Consider the following 18077-nt stretch of genomic DNA (forward strand, 5'->3'; position numbering starts at 1 on the left):
ATTAACCGTGACGACGTTCGAAGTCGATCATGAAATCAGTCAGGGCTTTAACGCCCTCCAGCGGCATGGCGTTATAGATAGAGGCGCGCATTCCGCCTACCACACGGTGGCCTTTCAGCGCATGCAGACCCGCCGCGAAGGACTCTTCCAGGAACACATTATCCAGGTTGCTGTCCGCCAGCTGGAACGGCACGTTCATGCGCGAACGGTTAGTTTTGGCGACATCGTTACGGTAGAAATCGCTCTTGTCGATCACGCCGTACAGCAGTTCAGCCTTTTGCTGATTGATCTTATCCATCTGCGCCACACCGCCTTTTTGCTTCAGCCATTTGAAGACCAGGCCGGAGAGATACCAGGCAAACGTTGGTGGGGTGTTGAACATGGAATCGTTGTCGTTCAGGACGGTGTAATCCAGAATTGACGGGCAAGACTTATGGGCTTTCCCCAGCAGGTCTTCACGCACAATAACGATAGTCAGACCCGCAGGACCGATGTTTTTCTGGGCACCCGCGTAGATGACGCCGTAGCGGCTGACATCCAGCGGGGTGGACAGAATGGTTGAAGAGAGATCCGCCGTCACAATGACATTTTCGCCAAAGTCTGGCTCTTCGTGAATGGCAATACCGTCGATGGTTTCGTTCGGGCAGTAGTGAAGATACGCGGCGTTGTCAGAAAGCTGCCACTCACTCATCGGCTTCACGGCGCGCAGACCGTCAACGGTCACTTTGGCATCGATGACATTCGGCGTGCAATATTTGTGCGCTTCTTTTACCGCACTGGCCGCCCAGTAGCCGGCATCAACGTAATCAGCGGTGGTTTTGTCGCCCAGTAGATTGAGCGGGATACCCGCAAACTGGCCGCGTCCACCGCCATGACAGAACAATACTTTGTAGTTCGAGGGAATGTTCAGCAGATCGCGAAAATCCTTTTCTGCTTCTTCCGCCACCTGAATAAACGCTTTACCCCGGTGGCTGACTTCCATCACCGACGTACCCAGACCGTTCCAGTCACACAGCTCCTGTTGAGCCTGTTTGAGCACGTCTGCCGGTAACATTGCCGGACCTGAACTGAAATTAAAGACTTGAGCCATTTCCCCTCACCACGCTAAAAGCCATAAGTTATAACTGTGGATATCGGTTTTATCATTCAGTGACACGCGCCGCAATGTCTAAAACTGATGGCCGAAGAAATGTGCCCCTCGTCACACAATACAATCTGCCGTACCGTTGTCACAAAACCGACAAAATCGCTGTCAGGTGTTACGTTTAGCCCGGCTAACCTTCGTCCATTCTGGATTCGTACAGCGGGGGCATAATTGATGATCGCCCGCCTGCATAACCACGACATGACTACATTTTATGCAGGCGTACTCGCCCGCTTCAGGTACAGTTTTGTATCGCTCGATGAGCATATCCGGCAGGATGCACAGGCCGGGCTTCACCTCATCGTCGGAATAGTAATAGACGCTGATTTGACCATTCGTTTCCATAATCGCCAGACGCACCTGCCCCAGTTGCTCAACGCTGCTCAAACGGAGTTCCATAAAGAACTCAAACTCCGTCATATTGGCGCTTTGCACATTCTCCCAGGCCAGTTGACCATCTTCGACAATCACCACCGGCTTCCCTTCGAGCAGATCTTCCAGTTTCTCACTTTTCGACATCAGCCACATGACCAGCCGGTACAGCAGTGCAAGCGTCACGAAGACGATAAAGACCGGCACCATCGGCACATCGTCATAAAAGGCAACGTCCCCTGCCGCCGACCCCAGCGTCAGGATGATCAGCACTTCAAACAGCGACATCTGCCGCACGCCGCGACGTCCGGTGATTTTCAGAAACAGGAAAACGAGTACAAAGGTGTACAGGCTGCGCAGCGCTACTTCGCCTAAAAACTCAGGAGGGACTTTATCAAACGCCATCCGCTGGAGATCGAAAGCTTTCATTTTTTTATGCCTTAACAGTAGGTTACTGCTTATAAGCATAGTCCAGCCATTTATTTTCGCCGGAGATAGCACCCGTCACGCAAAACCCGTATCATTGCGCGCTTTACGTACGATAAAAGTGAACGCCATGACTCAAACGTTTATCCCCGGCAAAGACGCCGCTCTGGAAGATTCCATCGCTCGCTTCCAGCAGAAACTGACCGACCTGGGCTTTAATATCGAAGAAGCCTCCTGGCTGAATCCGGTGCCTCACGTCTGGTCCGTGCATATTCGCGACAAAGACTGTGCGCTGTGCTTTACCAACGGTAAAGGCGCGACCAAAAAAGCGGCACTGGCCTCTGCGCTGGGTGAGTATTTTGAGCGTCTGTCCACCAACTACTTCTTCGCCGACTTCTGGCTGGGCGAAACTATTGCCAACGGTCCGTTCGTTCACTATCCGAACGAAAAATGGTTCCCGCTGACCGAAAACGATGAACTGCCGGAAGGCATTCTCGATGCCCGCCTGCGCGCGTTCTACGATCCGGAAAACGAACTGACCGGCAGCATGTTGATCGACCTGCAATCCGGCAATGAGGATCGTGGGATCTGCGCCCTGCCGTTCACCCGTCAGTCTGACGAGCAGACCGTTTATATCCCGATGAACATCGTCGGCAACCTGTATGTGTCTAACGGCATGTCTGCCGGTAATACCCGCAACGAAGCGCGCGTGCAGGGATTGTCTGAAGTTTTCGAGCGTCATATCAAAAACCGCATTATTGCTGAATCCATCAGCCTGCCGGAGATCCCGGCTGACGTGCTGGCGCGCTACCCGGGCGTGGTGGAATCCATCGCCAAACTGGAAGCAGAAGGTTTCCCAATCTTTGCTTATGACGGCTCTCTGGGCGGCAAATATCCGGTTATCTGCGTGGTACTGTTCAACCCGGCAAATGGCACCTGCTTCGCCTCCTTCGGCGCGCACCCGGACTTCGGCGTGGCGCTGGAGCGTACCGTAACCGAACTGCTGCAAGGTCGTAGCCTGAAAGATCTCGATGTCTTTACTCCGCCAACCTTTGATGACGAAGAAGTCGCCGAGCACACCAACCTCGAAACACACTTCATCGACTCCAGCGGTTTGATCTCCTGGGATATGTTCAAACAGGACGCGGACTATCCGTTCGTGGACTGGAGCTTTGCCGGTACGACGGAAGAAGAATTCGCCACCCTGATGGCGATCTTCAACGCGGAAGATCAGGAAGTTTACATTGCCGACTATGAACACCTCGGCGTTTACGCGTGCCGTATTATTGTGCCAGGTATGTCGGACATTTATCCGGCAGAAGATCTGTGGCTGGCGAACAACAGCATGGGCGCGCATCTGCGTGAAACCCTGCTGGCCCTGCCAGGCAGCGAGTGGGATAAAGAAGATTATCTGAACCTGATCGCCCAGCTGGACGAAGAAGGACACGATGATTTCACCCGCGTGCGCGAACTGCTGGGTCTGGCGACCGGAAAAGATAACGGCTGGTACACCCTGCGCATCGGCGAGCTGAAAGCGATGCTGGCGCTGGCGGGCGGCGATCTGGATCAGGCTTTGGCCTGGACCGAGTGGACGATGGAGTTTAACCAGTCCGTCTTCTCCGCCGAGCGCACTAACTATTACCGTTGCCTGCAAACGCTGCTCCTGCTTTCTCAGGAAGACGACCGCGAGCCATTGCAGTATCTGAACGCCTTTGTACGTATGTACGGTGCGGATGCCGTTGAAGCTGCCAGCGCGGCGCTGAGCGGTGAAGAACCATTCTACGGCCTGCAAGCGGTTGACAGCGATCTGAAAGCCTTCCCGGCGCATCAGTCACTGCTGAATGCGTATGAAAAATTGCAGAAGGCAAAAGCCGCTTACTGGTCAAAATAAGCGCATATAACATTAATGGCTGTAGGCGTATTCAATCGCCTGAGCTATATTACGGGGCAATTTCATTGCCCCTTTTTTTTTATTTTTCCGCAATGACGTTTAATTGTAATAATTAAGTTAATCACGGGTAAATATAAAAACGCTTACCTGAGCTTTACTGTTACTAATTATAATAAATACTCCATTTTAATTAACTGTTCCACGGGAGGCTGAAGGAAAAAATTCAACTCTTTTCATAACTTTTAAAATTTATTTTTATACGGATAATCAAATACTTACTCCGCTTTTGCTGTAAAACCATACACACTGCGGGCCTATAAGCCAGGCGAGATATGATCTATATCAATTTCTCTTCTATAATGCTTTGTTAGTATCTCGTCGCCGACTTAATAAAGAGAGAGTTAGTGTGAAAGCTGACAACCCTTTTGATCTATTACTCCCCGCTGCGATGGCGAAAGTTGCCGAAGAAGCGGGTGTCTACAAAGCCACGAAACATCCGATGACGACGTTCTTTCTGGCCATTACGGCTGGGGTGTTCATCTCCATCGCTTTCGTCTTCTATATCACAGCCACCACCGGCACTGCCGGGATGCCTTTCGGCGTAGCGAAACTGATTGGTGGTATTTGCTTCTCACTGGGCCTGATTCTCTGCGTCATCTGCGGCGCCGACCTCTTCACCTCAACGGTGCTGATTGTGGTGGCAAAAGCCAGCGGAAGAATTACCTGGGGTCAACTGGGGCGCAACTGGCTCAACGTTTACGTTGGCAACCTGATTGGCTGTCTGCTCTTTGTTCTGTTGATGTGGCTCTCTGGCGAGTATATGACCGCCAACGGCGGCTGGGGGCTTAACGTCCTGCAAACCGCCGACCACAAAATGCACCATACATTTATCGAAGCTGTTGCTCTCGGCATCCTCGCAAACCTGATGGTCTGCCTGGCGGTCTGGATGAGCTACTCTGGTCGTAGCCTGATGGATAAAGCCATGATTATGGTTCTGCCGGTTGCGATGTTTGTTGCCAGCGGCTTTGAGCACAGTATTGCGAATATGTTCATGATCCCGATGGGTATTGTTATCCGCAACTTTGCAAGCCCGGAGTTCTGGACTGCTGTAGGTTCAACCCCGGAAAGTTTTTCACACCTGACTATTATGAACTTCATTACTGATAACCTGATCCCCGTCACTATCGGGAACATTATCGGTGGGGGTCTGTTAGTTGGGTTGACATACTGGGTCATTTACCTGCGTGGCGGCGATCATCATTAATGGTTGTCTCAGGCAGTAAATAAAAAATCCACTTAAGAAGGTAGGTGTTACATGTCCGAGCTTAATGAAAAGTTAGCCACAGCCTGGGAAGGTTTTACGAAAGGTGACTGGCAGAATGAAGTCAACGTCCGTGACTTCATTCAGAAAAACTATACCCCGTATGAAGGTGACGAATCCTTCCTGGCTGGTGCGACTGACGCAACCACCAAGCTGTGGGACAGCGTAATGGAAGGCGTTAAACTGGAAAACCGCACTCACGCGCCAGTTGATTTTGACACCTCCGTTGCTTCTACCATCACTTCTCACGATGCTGGCTACATCAACAAAGCCCTTGAGAAAATCGTTGGTCTGCAAACTGAAGCACCACTGAAACGCGCAATCATCCCGTTCGGTGGTATCAAAATGGTTGAAGGTTCCTGCAAAGCGTATAACCGCGAGCTGGACCCAATGCTGAAAAAAATCTTCACCGAATACCGTAAAACCCATAACCAGGGCGTATTCGATGTTTACACCAAAGACATTCTGAACTGCCGTAAATCTGGCGTTCTGACCGGTCTGCCAGATGCCTATGGCCGTGGCCGTATCATCGGTGACTACCGTCGCGTTGCGCTGTACGGTATCGACTTCCTGATGAAAGACAAATACGCACAGTTCGTCTCTCTCCAGTCTGACCTGGAAAACGGCGTAAACCTGGAAGCGACTATCCGTCTGCGTGAAGAGATCGCTGAACAGCACCGTGCGCTGGGTCAGATCAAAGAGATGGCGGCTAAATACGGCTGCGATATCTCTGGTCCTGCAACCAACGCTCAGGAAGCTATCCAGTGGACCTACTTCGGCTACCTGGCCGCTGTTAAGTCTCAGAACGGTGCAGCAATGTCCTTCGGCCGCGTATCCACCTTCCTGGATGCGTACATCGAACGTGACCTGAAAGCAGGCAAAATCACCGAACAAGACGCTCAGGAAATGATTGACCACCTGGTCATGAAACTGCGTATGGTTCGCTTCCTGCGTACCCCAGAATATGATGAGCTGTTCTCTGGTGACCCAATCTGGGCAACCGAATCTATCGGCGGTATGGGCGTAGACGGCCGTACTCTGGTAACCAAAAACAGCTTCCGCTTCCTGAACACCCTGTACACCATGGGTCCTTCTCCGGAGCCGAACATCACCGTTCTGTGGTCTGAAAAACTGCCTCTGAACTTCAAGAAATTCGCCGCTAAAGTGTCCATCGACACCTCTTCTCTGCAATACGAGAACGATGACCTGATGCGTCCTGACTTCAACAACGATGACTACGCTATCGCTTGCTGCGTAAGTCCAATGGTTGTTGGTAAGCAAATGCAGTTCTTCGGTGCGCGTGCAAACCTGGCGAAAACCATGCTGTACGCAATCAACGGCGGCGTTGATGAAAAACTGAAAATGCAGGTTGGTCCTAAGTCTGAACCGATCAAAGGCGACGTGCTGAACTATGACGAAGTCATGGAGCGCATGGACCACTTCATGGACTGGCTGGCTAAACAGTACGTGACCGCGCTGAACGTTATCCACTACATGCACGACAAGTACAGCTACGAAGCCTCTCTGATGGCGCTGCACGACCGTGACGTCGTTCGCACCATGGCGTGTGGTATCGCAGGTCTGTCCGTTGCTGCTGACTCCCTGTCTGCAATCAAATATGCGAAAGTTAAACCAATTCGTGACGAAGATGGTCTGGCTATCGACTTCGAAATCGAAGGCGAATATCCGCAGTTTGGTAACAACGACGCTCGCGTTGATGACATGGCGGTTGACCTGGTAGAACGTTTCATGAAGAAAATTCAGAAACTCACTACCTATCGTAACGCTATCCCGACTCAGTCTGTTCTGACCATCACCTCTAACGTTGTGTATGGTAAGAAAACCGGTAACACCCCAGACGGTCGTCGTGCTGGCGCGCCATTCGGCCCAGGTGCTAACCCAATGCACGGTCGTGACCAGAAAGGTGCGGTTGCCTCTCTGACCTCCGTTGCTAAACTGCCGTTTGCTTACGCGAAAGATGGTATCTCTTACACCTTCTCTATCGTGCCAAACGCGCTGGGTAAAGACGACGAAGTGCGTAAAACTAACCTGGCGGGTCTGATGGATGGTTACTTCCACCACGAAGCGTCCATCGAAGGTGGTCAGCACCTGAACGTGAACGTGATGAACCGTGAAATGCTGCTCGACGCGATGGAACACCCTGAGAAATATCCTCAGCTGACCATCCGCGTATCTGGCTACGCAGTACGTTTTAACTCCCTGACGAAAGAACAGCAGCAGGACGTTATTACCCGTACTTTCACTCAGTCCATGTAAGTGGAATTGACTGAAATCACGCGTTAAAAAGCGTACAATAAAGGCTCCACGCAAGTGGGGCCTTTTTAACACCCTCGCTTTATCAGTCTCTTTTGTCCGCTATCTATACTTAATGGATAACAGCCAAAACAGACTCGACATAGCCTTTGAGCTGTGCATCTACATAGGCCCCCGGATGGGCCAAATTCGGAGATATCACCGCAATGTCAATTATTGGTCGCATTCACTCCTTTGAATCCTGTGGCACCGTCGATGGCCCGGGGATCCGCTTTATCACTTTCTTCCAGGGCTGCCTGATGCGCTGCCTGTACTGCCATAACCGTGACACCTGGGACACCCATGGCGGTAAAGAAGTCACCGTTGAAGATCTGATGAAAGAGGTGGTGACCTATCGCCACTTCATGAACGCGTCCGGCGGTGGCGTGACGGCATCCGGCGGTGAAGCCATTCTTCAGGCTGAGTTTGTGCGCGACTGGTTCCGCGCCTGCCACAAAGAAGGCATTCATACCTGCCTCGACACCAACGGCTTTGTGCGCCGTTACGATCCGGTTATTGATGAACTGCTTGAAGTGACCGATCTGGTGATGCTCGATCTCAAGCAGATGAACGATGAGATCCACCAGAATCTGGTTGGCGTTTCAAACCACCGTACGCTGGAATTTGCCAAATACATTGCCAATAAAGGCGTCAAGACCTGGATCCGCTACGTGGTGGTGCCGGGCTGGTCAGATGATGATGACTCTGCACATCGTCTGGGTGAATTTACCCGGGATATGGGTAACGTGGAGAAAATTGAACTCCTGCCCTATCACGAGCTGGGTAAACATAAATGGGTGGCGATGGGTGAAGAGTACAAACTCGATGGCGTGAAGCCGCCGAAAAAAGAGACGATGGAGCGCGTCAAAGGTATTCTTGAGCAGTATGGCCACAAGGTCATGTATTAACGAAAAGGCCCGGTGAAAACCGGGTCTTTTTATATTCTATTTAAAGACGCCGTTAATAACGGAAGTCACAATCGCCGTACTCAGCGCAATTAAGACCAGGTCGTCACCTACTACGCGCCATTCATAGCCCGGATAGGAAGGAAGCTGACCCAGCATATCGGCTGGCACGGTTTTCTTCGCAATGCCCGGAGGCAGTGGCTTACCGCGCGCCAGGTTTTTCGCAATTCCCGGAGGCAGAGAGTCGTAGCCCGTTAAGCCGTAATTCAGTGCCAGATGGCGGGCATGATCGAAGCTCACGCGAGCATCCACATCATTACCGACATCTTTGCTGTTTTTAAAGCTCTTATCCGATTTCCCAGGGTTATCCTGACCGTTATTGTGTTTATTACCATGGTTACCAGCGTTCCCGTTACCATGATTGCCGCTATTACCTTGTCCGCCACCGTTTCCGTGACCACCACCATTCCCGTTTCCAGGATTAGCCATGGCCGGAGCCGTTGCAAACGTTAAAGCCAACACTACGGCAAGTGCGGTAGTGGAAAAACGACGAGTAGACATGATTGCTGCCTTTTAGTGGTAAACTCATTTGAATTATCGCCAGGCAGTAAAAACTCACAATAAGTAAAAGTCTTATATGTGACAGGGACAAAAAAGCCTGTCATCGACAGGCTTTTAATAAGTCATGCATGGGCCACTGGCGTTGGATGTTCGCCCACTTTGCGCAGCAGCATTAACAGATAAATAAACGACACGCTGGCGATCATAATAAACAGCAGATTGTCAGAATAATTTTGCATGAGCATAGCGGTAAAAGTCGGCCCCAGTAAACTGCCGATGGTGTAACTCAGCAACAAAGCCTGGTTCATTGCAACCAGTTGGTGATGCTCAACTTTCTCACAGGCCCAGGCCATCGCGACCGGATAGAGCGTAAAGCCCGCAGCTCCCAGAATGAACAGCGCAGGCGCCATTGCGGCGTTGCTGAGCATGGCGAGACAGCCCATGATGACCACGAAGACCTGAACGCGCAGCACCAGCAGACGACCAAAGCGGTCCGCCAGGCGGCCAATCGGCCACTGGCCGACAATCCCCGCGCTGACCATCACCGCCATCCAGAAACCGATCCCGGAATCACTGACGCCCTGATGGTTAAGATAGAGCGGCATCAGGCCATAGAGCGAGCCCAGCACAATCCCGGAAATAATGCAGCCGTTAACCCCCAGACGCGCCTGGCGCAGTCTCAGCATCGGCCAGACGTGGGTAGCTTCCTGATGCTCGCTGTTTTGATTCACAATACGGGTAAAGAGCAGCGGCAGGATCGCCGCCAGAACCATGCCCGTCACCCACGGCAGCACGCTCATCAGGTCGGTTGGCAGTTTGCTGACCATCAGCTGTCCCAGAACGGTACCGACGTAGTAAACCATCATATAGGCCGCCAGCAGACGCCCGCGATTACGGGACGTTCCGCTGCACATTAGCGCACTTTCAACCACCACCCAGATCATGGCGCAGCCGACGCCCGCAATAAAGCGCCAGACCATCCAGCTCCAGAAGCCGACCATGAGGCCTAAACCGGCGCAGCCGACGGCAAAAATCAGCGACGCCAGATAATAACTGCGGTTAAAACCAAAGCGCTTAATAAGGCTGCCCGTTAATAAGGTGCCCAGCAGATTACCCGTAAAAAAGGACGAGCTAACCATACCCACCTGCCAGGTCGGTAAGTTTTCATGGGCGAGCCATAGCGGGACGAGTGTGTTTAACACCGCGATCGCCAGGGTCAGCAAAAGCAGGCCACAGAGCAACAAAAGCACCGGGCGGGTATAGGTGGTCATGGATTAAAAACCGTGAGGAAGTTCAGATTTCGTGCGCATCATGCCACTGGCAAAAACAAAGTCAATCCACCGGTTCAGGCGTCACGCACGTTATGCGCCTTGTCGATTTAAAAAACTCATCCTGCTAATGCAAAGCCTGTTACTGATATTAATTATCTATTTGTTTTTATTTATTTCCGGGAATTTTTACAACGAAACATCAGTCGAAAAATTTCATGAATGAAAAAAGAAAAGCCGGGCGCTATGTCCCGGCTTTTTATAACAAAATCTAAAATTAGCTGGCGATAGCCATACCGACCGTCATATGCAGACCGTAAAATACGCCGCGACCAATTAACTCCCCTGCCAGCACCAGCACAAAGGCCAGGGACAGCAACGGCAGCGCAGGCGAGTAACCTTTAAGCTGAGGGGCAATCCAGCACACCAGCGCCGCCGTCAGCAGCACCACACGCCAGGCCATCAGCGAACCGTAATCCGGCACCAACGCCGAAGCCTGCTGGATAGAGCTGTGAATGGTCGCCAGCTCCGCTCCCTGCATGAGCGCGACAACGGTACTGATTACCAGCGCCAGCAGCGAGACCGCGGGCAGCAGGCGCATCGCCCAACCATTAATACCAGCCACACGCAGCAGCAGATAACCCAGCAGCGGCCCGCCAATAAACATGGTCAGGAAGAAGCTCATCGGCGTCCAGACGCTGTACCAGGTCGGAACGGTATCGATAGTGTTGTACACCCGGACCATCATCCAGACGAAGACAACGCCCAGTACCATGGTGACGATGAGCCACAACGCGCGTAACCCTGAAGGCAGCTTTTTCAGCGCTGCCAGTAACCACCCCAGCCCACCAACGGCAAAGAAGATTGCGCCGCTGGCAATCTCGTTACTCAGCGAAGAGGCACCTACGCGGTTCAGGGAGTTAAACGCGCGCATCGGTGAGCCCAGGTGCAGCGTAGAGGCGATAAACCCAATTCCCATCAACACCCACAGGCCAAACATGCTTAACACCAAACGCTGCTGCTGTTCAGCATTGAGGTTCCCTTTTAACAGCGCCAGCGCAAGGACGATAAACCCGCCCGCCACGCACTGCCCAAAGACCGTGAAGATCATCAGCGGCCATTCATGCCATCCACTTCCCATCTCACACCTCCTTCGGGTTTGCCAGGTAGCCGGTGGTGTCACCCGTCGGACGGCTGTTGGCGTTAGGTTTAATCACAATACTCGGCTTCGTGAAGTGCGCAGACGGCAGCGGCGCGACGGCAGCAAGCTGACCGTGTTTTTTGCGCAGCTCCTCAATCGGGCCAAAGTCCAGCGCGCGCAGCGGGCAGGACTCGACGCAGATGGGCTTTTTGCCGTCCGCCACGCGGCTGTGGCAGCCGTCGCACTTGGTCATGTGGCCTTTGGCGGCATTGTACTGCGGCGCGCCGTACGGACAGGCCATGTGGCAGTAGCGACAGCCGATGCAGACATCCTCGTCCACCACCACAAAACCGTCGTCGCGCTTGTGCATTGCCCCGCTCGGACAGACCTTGATGCAGGCCGGATCTTCGCAGTGGTTGCAGGCAATCGACAGGTAATAGGCGAAGACATCCTGATGCCAGACGCCGTTGTCCTCCTGCCAGTCGCCGCCCGCGTATTCATAAATACGACGGAAGCTAACGTCCGGGGTCAGGTCTTTGTAATCCTTGCAGGCCAGCTCGCAGGTTTTGCACCCGGTGCAGCGGCTGGAATCAATAAAAAATCCATACTGGGTTGTCATCGGTTACTCCTTACGCCTTTTCAACCTGAACGAGGTTTGTGTGGGATGGGTTGCCCTTCGCCAGCGGCGACGGACGCTGCGTAGTGAGAACATTGATGCAGCCCGCCTGATCGATACGGTTCGCATCCGGGTTATACCAGGCCCCTTCCCCCAGCGCGACAACGCCAGGCATCATACGCGGAGTCACTTTAGCTTCGATATGCACTTCGCCACGTCCGTTGAAGATACGTACGCGATCGCCATTACTGATGCCGCGCGCTTTCGCATCCATCGGGTTGATCCACATCTCCTGTCGGCAGGCCGCTTTCAGTACGTCAACGTTGCCGTAGGTGGAGTGAACACGCGCTTTGTAGTGGAAACCGGTCAACTGAAGCGGGAATTTCGCCGTCAGCGGATCGTTGTAGTTTTCGAAGCCTGGCGTATAAATCGGCAGCGGATCGATTACATCCCCTTCCGGCAATTCCCACGTTGCGGCAATTTTTGCCAGCTCTTCGGAGTAGATCTCGATTTTGCCCGACGGCGTGGTCAGCGGATTGGCCTGCGGATCGTCGCGGAAGGCTTTATACGCCACGTGATGTCCTTCGGGATCGCGCTGCTTGTACATGCCCTGCTTGCGGAAGGTATCGAAGTCCGGCAGGTCAGGAATGGCTTTGCGTGAGAGCTCGTGCAGATGGCGCATCCACCCTTCCTGAGTACGTCCTTCAGTGAACTGCTGCTCAACGCCAAGACGTTTCGCCAGCTCGGAAGTCATCTCATAGATGGTTTTGCACTCGAAGCGCGGTTTGATGGCCTGGTCAGTGAAGATCACATAGGACATGTTGCCGCAGGAGGCGTCCAGCGCGAAATCCATCTGCTCAGACGCAGTGCAGTCTGGGAGCAGAATATCGGCATACTTCGCCGATGAGGTCATGTGGCAGTCGATCACCACAATCATTTCGCACTTCTTGTCGTCCTGCAAAATTTCATGGGTGCGGTTGATTTCAGAGTGCTGGTTGATCAGGCAGTTACCGGCGTAGTTCCAGATCATTTTGATCGGCACGTCCAGCTTATCTTTGCCCCGAACACCGTCACGCAGCGCGGTCATTTCCGGGCCGCGCTCGATCGCGTCCGTCCACATAAACATGGAGATGCTGGTCTGAACCGGGTTATCCAGCGTTGGCATACGTTCAAACGGGACTTCATACGAGCCTTCACGCGCCCCGCTATTACCGCCGTGAATACCAACGTTGCCAGTCAGAATCGAGAGCATAGAAATAGCGCGGGTGGCAATTTCGCCGTTCGCGTGACGCTGTGGTCCCCATCCCTGGCTGATATAAGCCGGTTTTGCTGAACCAATTTCACGGGCCAGCTGAACAATACGCTCGACTGGAATGCCGGTAATGGTGGATGCCCACTCAGGGGTTTTCGCTACCCCGTCGCTGCCCTGACCAAGAATGTACGCTTTGTAATGCCCGTTAGCCGGTGCGCTGGCTGGCAGGGTCTTCTCGTCATAACCCACGCAGTATTTATCAAGGAACGGCTGATCGACGAGGTTTTCAGTGATCATCACATACGCCAGCGCATTGACCAGCGCCGCATCGGTACCAGGGCGAATAGGGATCCACTCGTCTTCACGTCCCGCGCCGGTATCGGTATAGCGCGGATCGACGATGATCATACGTGCGTTGGATTTGGCGCGCGCCTGCTCAAGATAATAGGTTACCCCACCGCCGCTCATCCGGGTTTCGCCTGGGTTGTTACCGAACAACACCACCAGTTTACTGTTTTCGATATCCGACGGGCTGTTACCGTCTGCCCAGCCGCCGTAGGTGTAGTTCAGCCCCGCAGCAATCTGTGCGGAAGAGTAGTCGCCGTAATGATTGAGATAGCCGCCGCAGCAGTTCATCAGGCGCGCCACCAACGTTTTACCCGGCGGCCAGGAGCGGGTCATGGTACCGCCCAGCGTCCCGGTGCCGTAGTTGAGGTAGATGGATTCGTTGCCATACTCTTTGATCAGGCGCTGCATGTTAGTCGCGATAATATCGTAGGCTTCGTCCCAGCTAATACGCTCGAACTTCCCTTCCCCACGCTTACCGACGCGCTTCATTGGGTATTTCAGACGATCCGGGTTATAAACGCGACGGCGCATTGAACGGCCACGCAGACAGGCACGAACCTGATGTAACCCTTCGTAGTTATCATCGCCGGTATTGTCTGTTTCGACATATTTGATTTCACCGTCCACAACATGCATACGCAGAGGACAACGGCTACCACAGTTAACGGTACAGGCACTCCACACCACTTTTTCCGGGGCTGAAGCGGGAGACAGAGCCTCCGCCGCCGACGCCAGACGGGTAAAAGGGAGCGTAAAGGCGCTGCTGGCAACCGCCAGACCGCCTATTGCCGTGGTTTTCATCAACCCACGGCGAGTGACCTCGGCAGCCATTAACGCTTCAGGCGCTTTGATTTTCATAAAGACTCACTTTGGTTGCTCACAAAGAAATAAAGGGCGGCATATACCGCTATATAGTTTTATGTATAACGATATTTTTGGTTATCAGTGTTTTATGCTGACTTTCGTTCGGAGGAGTATTACTACTTTAGAGGGAGGGGTTATTGCTTCGTATCAAATCAGAGGCATAAAAAAAGCGCCCTGAGGCGCTTTTTTGTCTTAGAGCAAATAATTAGCCGATGAACTGCTGGCCTTTCATGTAAGGGCGCAGCACTTCAGGGATCTCAATGCGTCCGTCAGCCTGCTGGTAGTTTTCCAGCACAGCAACCAGCGTACGGCCTACTGCCAGACCAGAACCGTTCAGGGTATGAACCAGACGGGTTTTCTTGTCAGATTTGCTGCGGCAACGCGCCTGCATACGACGCGCCTGGAAATCCCAGACGTTGGAGCAGGAGGAGATTTCACGGTAGGTGTTCTGCGCAGGCACCCAGACTTCAAGGTCGAAGGTTTTGCAGGCACCGAAGCCCATGTCGCCGGTGCAAAGCGCCATACGGCGGTACGGCAGGCCCAGCAGCTCCAGCACTTTCTCAGCATGACCGGTCATCTCTTCCAGCGCGTCCATAGACTCTTCCGGACGAACGATCTGCACCATCTCAACTTTATCGAACTGGTGCATACGGATCAGACCGCGCGTATCGCGACCGTAAGAACCGGCTTCAGAACGGAAACATGGAGAGTGCGCGGTCAGTTTGATTGGCAGATCGTCTTCGTCGATGATCTCATCACGCACGAGGTTGGTCAGCGGCACTTCCGCGGTTGGGATCAGCGCGTAGTTGCTGCTGTCTGCTTCCTCGTCCAGCGGACGGGTGTGGAACAGATCGCCGGCAAATTTCGGCAACTGGCCGGTACCGTACAGCGTATCGTGGTTAACCAGATACGGAACGTAGGTTTCGCTGTAGCCGTGCTGCTCGGTGTGCAGATCCAGCATGAACTGCGCCAGAGCGCGGTGCAGATGGGCAATTTGACCTTTCATGACCACAAAGCGAGAACCCGTCAGCTTAACCGCAGCCGCAAAGTCCAGGCCCGCGTGCATTTCGCCCAGCGTGACGTGATCGCGCACCTCAAAGTCAAACTCGCGAGGCGTGCCCCAGCGTTTCACTTCAACGTTGTCGTTTTCGTCTTTGCCGACAGGCACGCTGTCGTCAGGAATGTTCGGGATCGCCAGAGCGATATCACGAATTTCAGCCTGAAGAACGTCTAGTTCAGCTTTCGCCTGATCCAGCTCTTCACCCAGTTTGTTCACTTCCAGGCGTAATGGCTCAATATCTTCCCCGCGCGCTTTCGCCTGGCCAATGGATTTCGATCGAGAATTACGCTCTGCTTGCAGATTTTCAGTTTGTACCTGCAAAACTTTACGACGCTCTTCAAGAGCGCGCAGCTTATCTACATCCAGCTTAAAGCCCCGGCGTGCCAGTTTTTCAGCGACTGCGTCTGGCTCATTACGCAGCAGATTGGGATCGAGCATGCTTATCCTGTGCTTATCGAATTAAAAAAGGAAAAAGTGACCACAGCCTGCGGCCACAGAGATATATTGCCAACATTACCGCAACGATTGAACTAACGGTAGCGTTTTATAGGGCTATTTTGATCCTGTCCGGCAAGCCAGGCGAGCTTTTCGCCAATCTTACCCTCAAGACCTCTGTTTGTGGGATGATAATAGCGGGTTTGTGCCATCTCCTGTGGAAAATACTCTTCCCCGGCGGCGTAGGCATTGGGTTCATCATGGGCGTAGCGATACTCCTGCCCGTAACCCATCTCTTTCATCAATTTGGTTGGCGCATTGCGCAGATGAACCGGCACATCGTAGTCCGGACGTTCACGTGCATCTGACATCGCCGCTTTGAAGGCGGTATACACCGCGTTACTTTTCGGCGCGCAGGCCAGATAGACAATTGCCTGCGCAATGGCACGCTCACCTTCCGCGGGTCCGACGCGGGTAAAGCAGTCCCAGGCGGAAATAGCGACCTGCATGGCGCGTGGATCGGCATTACCGACATCTTCTGACGCGATGGCCAGGCAGCGACGCGCGACATATAACGGATCGCCACCGGCGGTAATGATCCGCGCGTACCAGTAGAGCGCCGCATCCGGGGCGCTGCCGCGCACGGACTTATGTAATGCCGAGATCAGATCGTAAAAACGATCGCCTTTATTATCGAAGCGTGCGCTGCGTTCACCGGCTATTTCGGTGAGCAACTCAGGTTTCAGTACCCGCTTGCCCGCATCGTCCACTTCGGCCATATCGGCCATCATTTCCAGCGTGTTCAGCGCGCGGCGCGCATCGCCGTTGACCAGTTCCGCAATCGCCCGACGCGTGTCGTCTGGCAGAACGATATCCTGCCCGCCGTAGCCGCGCGCCTTATCCTCCATCGCCTGCGTCAGAACCTTTTCGATATCCTCTGTGGTCAGGGATTTAAGCAGGTAAACGCGGGCGCGGGAAAGCAGCGCGGAGTTGAGTTCAAACGACGGGTTTTCCGTGGTTGCGCCGATGAAGAAAATCGTGCCGTCTTCAATGTGCGGCAGAAACGCATCCTGCTGGCTTTTATTGAAACGGTGGACTTCATCGACAAACAGAATGGTGCGGCGCCCGGCATTACGGTTTTGCCGCGCGCGCTCGATCGCCTCACGAATCTCCTTCACGCCGGAGGTAACCGCCGAGATGCGCTCAACGTCCGCGTTAGCATAGCGGGCGATCACTTCAGCGAGGGTTGTTTTGCCGGTGCCGGGTGGCCCCCAGAGGATCATGGAGTGCAGATGCCCCGCCTCTATGGCGCGCGGCAAGGGTTTCCCCGCAGCCAGCAGGTGTTGCTGGCCGATGTACTGCGCTAAATTTTCTGGCCGCATACGGGCGGCCAGAGGTTGAAACGCATTATCTGAAAAATCGAGCGACAGGTTGCTCACTCATGCCTCTTACTTATTACGTTGGTCGTCCACCGTTACGCCCTGCGGCGGGGTAAAGGTGAATTTCGAAGCATCTACGGCGCCGTTTTGCTGAGACTTAAGCTGATAGCTACTGCGCTGATCGTCCTGCTCAACCGCACCGAACTGATTGATGGTACCGTTGCTGCTCACGTTAATGGTGAACTGCTTCAGGTTACCGTTGCTGCCTTTTGGCGTCAGGACGAACTCATCACCGTTTTGTTTAATGTTGTACTGCTGCCAGTCGCTGGACTGGTTACGGGCAATGAGCATAAACGGCGTATTGCTGGTCGCGTCTTTCAACCAGGTGGCGGTCGCCTGCTCAACAAACGGGTTGTAGAACCATAAGGTTTTCCCGTCGGACACCAGCACGCTTTCATCCGGCTGGGTCATGTGCCAGTTGAAGAGATTCGGGCGTTTCACCCACAAATCCCCCTGACCTTCCTGCACCGCGTTGCCACTGCCGTCAGTCACTTTTTGCGTGAAGCTGGCGTGGAAGCTGCTCACTTTATCCAGTCGGCTTTTAAGGTCGCTGGCTGCATCAGCCCAGACGCTGCTGGCAACAAAACTGGAGAGTAATGCACAGACGATGGCGATTTTTTTCATTGTTATTCCTTAAAATACGTCTTCCCGATATGGGGTTCCGTTTCTATTCTGGACCTGCCCGAAGGCAGGCGACAGAAGAATATGCTTAATTTTTGCT

The 18077-nt window shown here is 53.3% G+C and carries 14 protein-coding genes; 4 read left to right on the forward strand and 10 right to left on the reverse strand.

Annotated features, from left to right (window positions below; translation table 11 throughout):
* Position 1: 1 nt before the first annotated feature.
* Both serC and SK54_RS15940 read right to left on the reverse strand, forming a co-directional pair.
* A complete protein-coding gene (gene serC, locus SK54_RS15935) occupies positions 2-1090 on the reverse strand; it encodes a 3-phosphoserine/phosphohydroxythreonine transaminase (protein WP_017384829.1) in 1089 nt (362 codons plus the stop codon).
* 162 nt (positions 1091-1252) lie between these two features.
* Positions 1253-1945, reverse strand: a complete 693-nt coding sequence (locus tag SK54_RS15940) for a DUF421 domain-containing protein (protein WP_017693700.1) — start codon at positions 1943-1945, stop codon at positions 1253-1255.
* 127 nt (positions 1946-2072) lie between these two features.
* Here SK54_RS15940 and ycaO point away from each other — a divergent pair, with 127 nt between their 5' ends.
* From ycaO to pflA, 4 genes are all read left to right on the forward strand, one after another.
* The gene (gene ycaO, locus SK54_RS15945; protein WP_023303388.1) at positions 2073-3833 is read left to right on the forward strand and encodes a 30S ribosomal protein S12 methylthiotransferase accessory factor YcaO; all 1761 of its coding nucleotides are present in this window, start codon (positions 2073-2075) and stop codon (positions 3831-3833) included.
* Between the two features lie 406 nt (positions 3834-4239).
* Complete coding sequence (focA, locus tag SK54_RS15950; protein ID WP_040117452.1) at positions 4240-5097, forward strand: formate transporter FocA; 858 nt, start codon at positions 4240-4242, stop codon at positions 5095-5097.
* Positions 5098-5148: 51 nt separating this feature from the next.
* Positions 5149-7431, forward strand: a complete 2283-nt coding sequence (gene pflB, locus SK54_RS15955; RefSeq protein WP_015570975.1) for a formate C-acetyltransferase — start codon at positions 5149-5151, stop codon at positions 7429-7431.
* A 203-nt stretch (positions 7432-7634) separates the two neighbouring features.
* A complete protein-coding gene (gene pflA / locus SK54_RS15960) occupies positions 7635-8375 on the forward strand; it encodes a pyruvate formate lyase 1-activating protein (protein WP_003858250.1) in 741 nt (246 codons plus the stop codon).
* 36 nt (positions 8376-8411) lie between these two features.
* Here the strand turns inward: pflA and SK54_RS15965 are convergent, their stop codons facing one another.
* The 8 genes from SK54_RS15965 to lolA form a co-directional block, all read right to left on the reverse strand.
* The gene (locus SK54_RS15965; RefSeq protein ID WP_017384833.1) at positions 8412-8933 is read right to left on the reverse strand and encodes an anti-virulence regulator CigR family protein; all 522 of its coding nucleotides are present in this window, start codon (positions 8931-8933) and stop codon (positions 8412-8414) included.
* Positions 8934-9055: 122 nt separating this feature from the next.
* Entirely contained in the window at positions 9056-10204 is a 1149-nt protein-coding gene (locus SK54_RS15970; protein ID WP_003858254.1) for an MFS transporter, read from the reverse strand.
* A gap of 274 nt (positions 10205-10478) precedes the next feature.
* Positions 10479-11342 (reverse strand): dimethyl sulfoxide reductase anchor subunit family protein, encoded by an 864-nt coding sequence (locus SK54_RS15975; protein ID WP_017384834.1) that lies wholly within the window; start codon positions 11340-11342, stop codon positions 10479-10481.
* A gap of 1 nt (position 11343) precedes the next feature.
* A complete protein-coding gene (locus SK54_RS15980) occupies positions 11344-11961 on the reverse strand; it encodes a DMSO/selenate family reductase complex B subunit (RefSeq protein WP_048247584.1) in 618 nt (205 codons plus the stop codon).
* A 10-nt stretch (positions 11962-11971) separates the two neighbouring features.
* On the reverse strand, positions 11972-14416 hold the full coding sequence (dmsA, locus tag SK54_RS15985) for a dimethylsulfoxide reductase subunit A (protein ID WP_015570977.1): 2445 nt from the start codon (positions 14414-14416) through the stop codon (positions 11972-11974).
* A 211-nt stretch (positions 14417-14627) separates the two neighbouring features.
* Positions 14628-15920 carry a serine--tRNA ligase gene (serS, locus tag SK54_RS15990; RefSeq protein WP_003858266.1) on the reverse strand — a complete coding sequence of 431 codons (1293 nt, stop codon included), beginning with the start codon at positions 15918-15920 and terminating at the stop codon, positions 14628-14630.
* A 92-nt stretch (positions 15921-16012) separates the two neighbouring features.
* Complete coding sequence (gene rarA / locus SK54_RS15995; protein ID WP_023296220.1) at positions 16013-17356, reverse strand: replication-associated recombination protein RarA; 1344 nt, start codon at positions 17354-17356, stop codon at positions 16013-16015.
* A 9-nt stretch (positions 17357-17365) separates the two neighbouring features.
* Entirely contained in the window at positions 17366-17980 is a 615-nt protein-coding gene (lolA, locus tag SK54_RS16000) for an outer membrane lipoprotein periplasmic chaperone LolA (RefSeq protein WP_017384837.1), read from the reverse strand.
* Between the last annotated feature and the right edge of the window lie 97 nt (positions 17981-18077).

The organism is Enterobacter sp. MGH120 (assembly GCF_001037725.1).
Lineage (GTDB): Bacteria > Pseudomonadota > Gammaproteobacteria > Enterobacterales > Enterobacteriaceae > Enterobacter > Enterobacter hormaechei_C.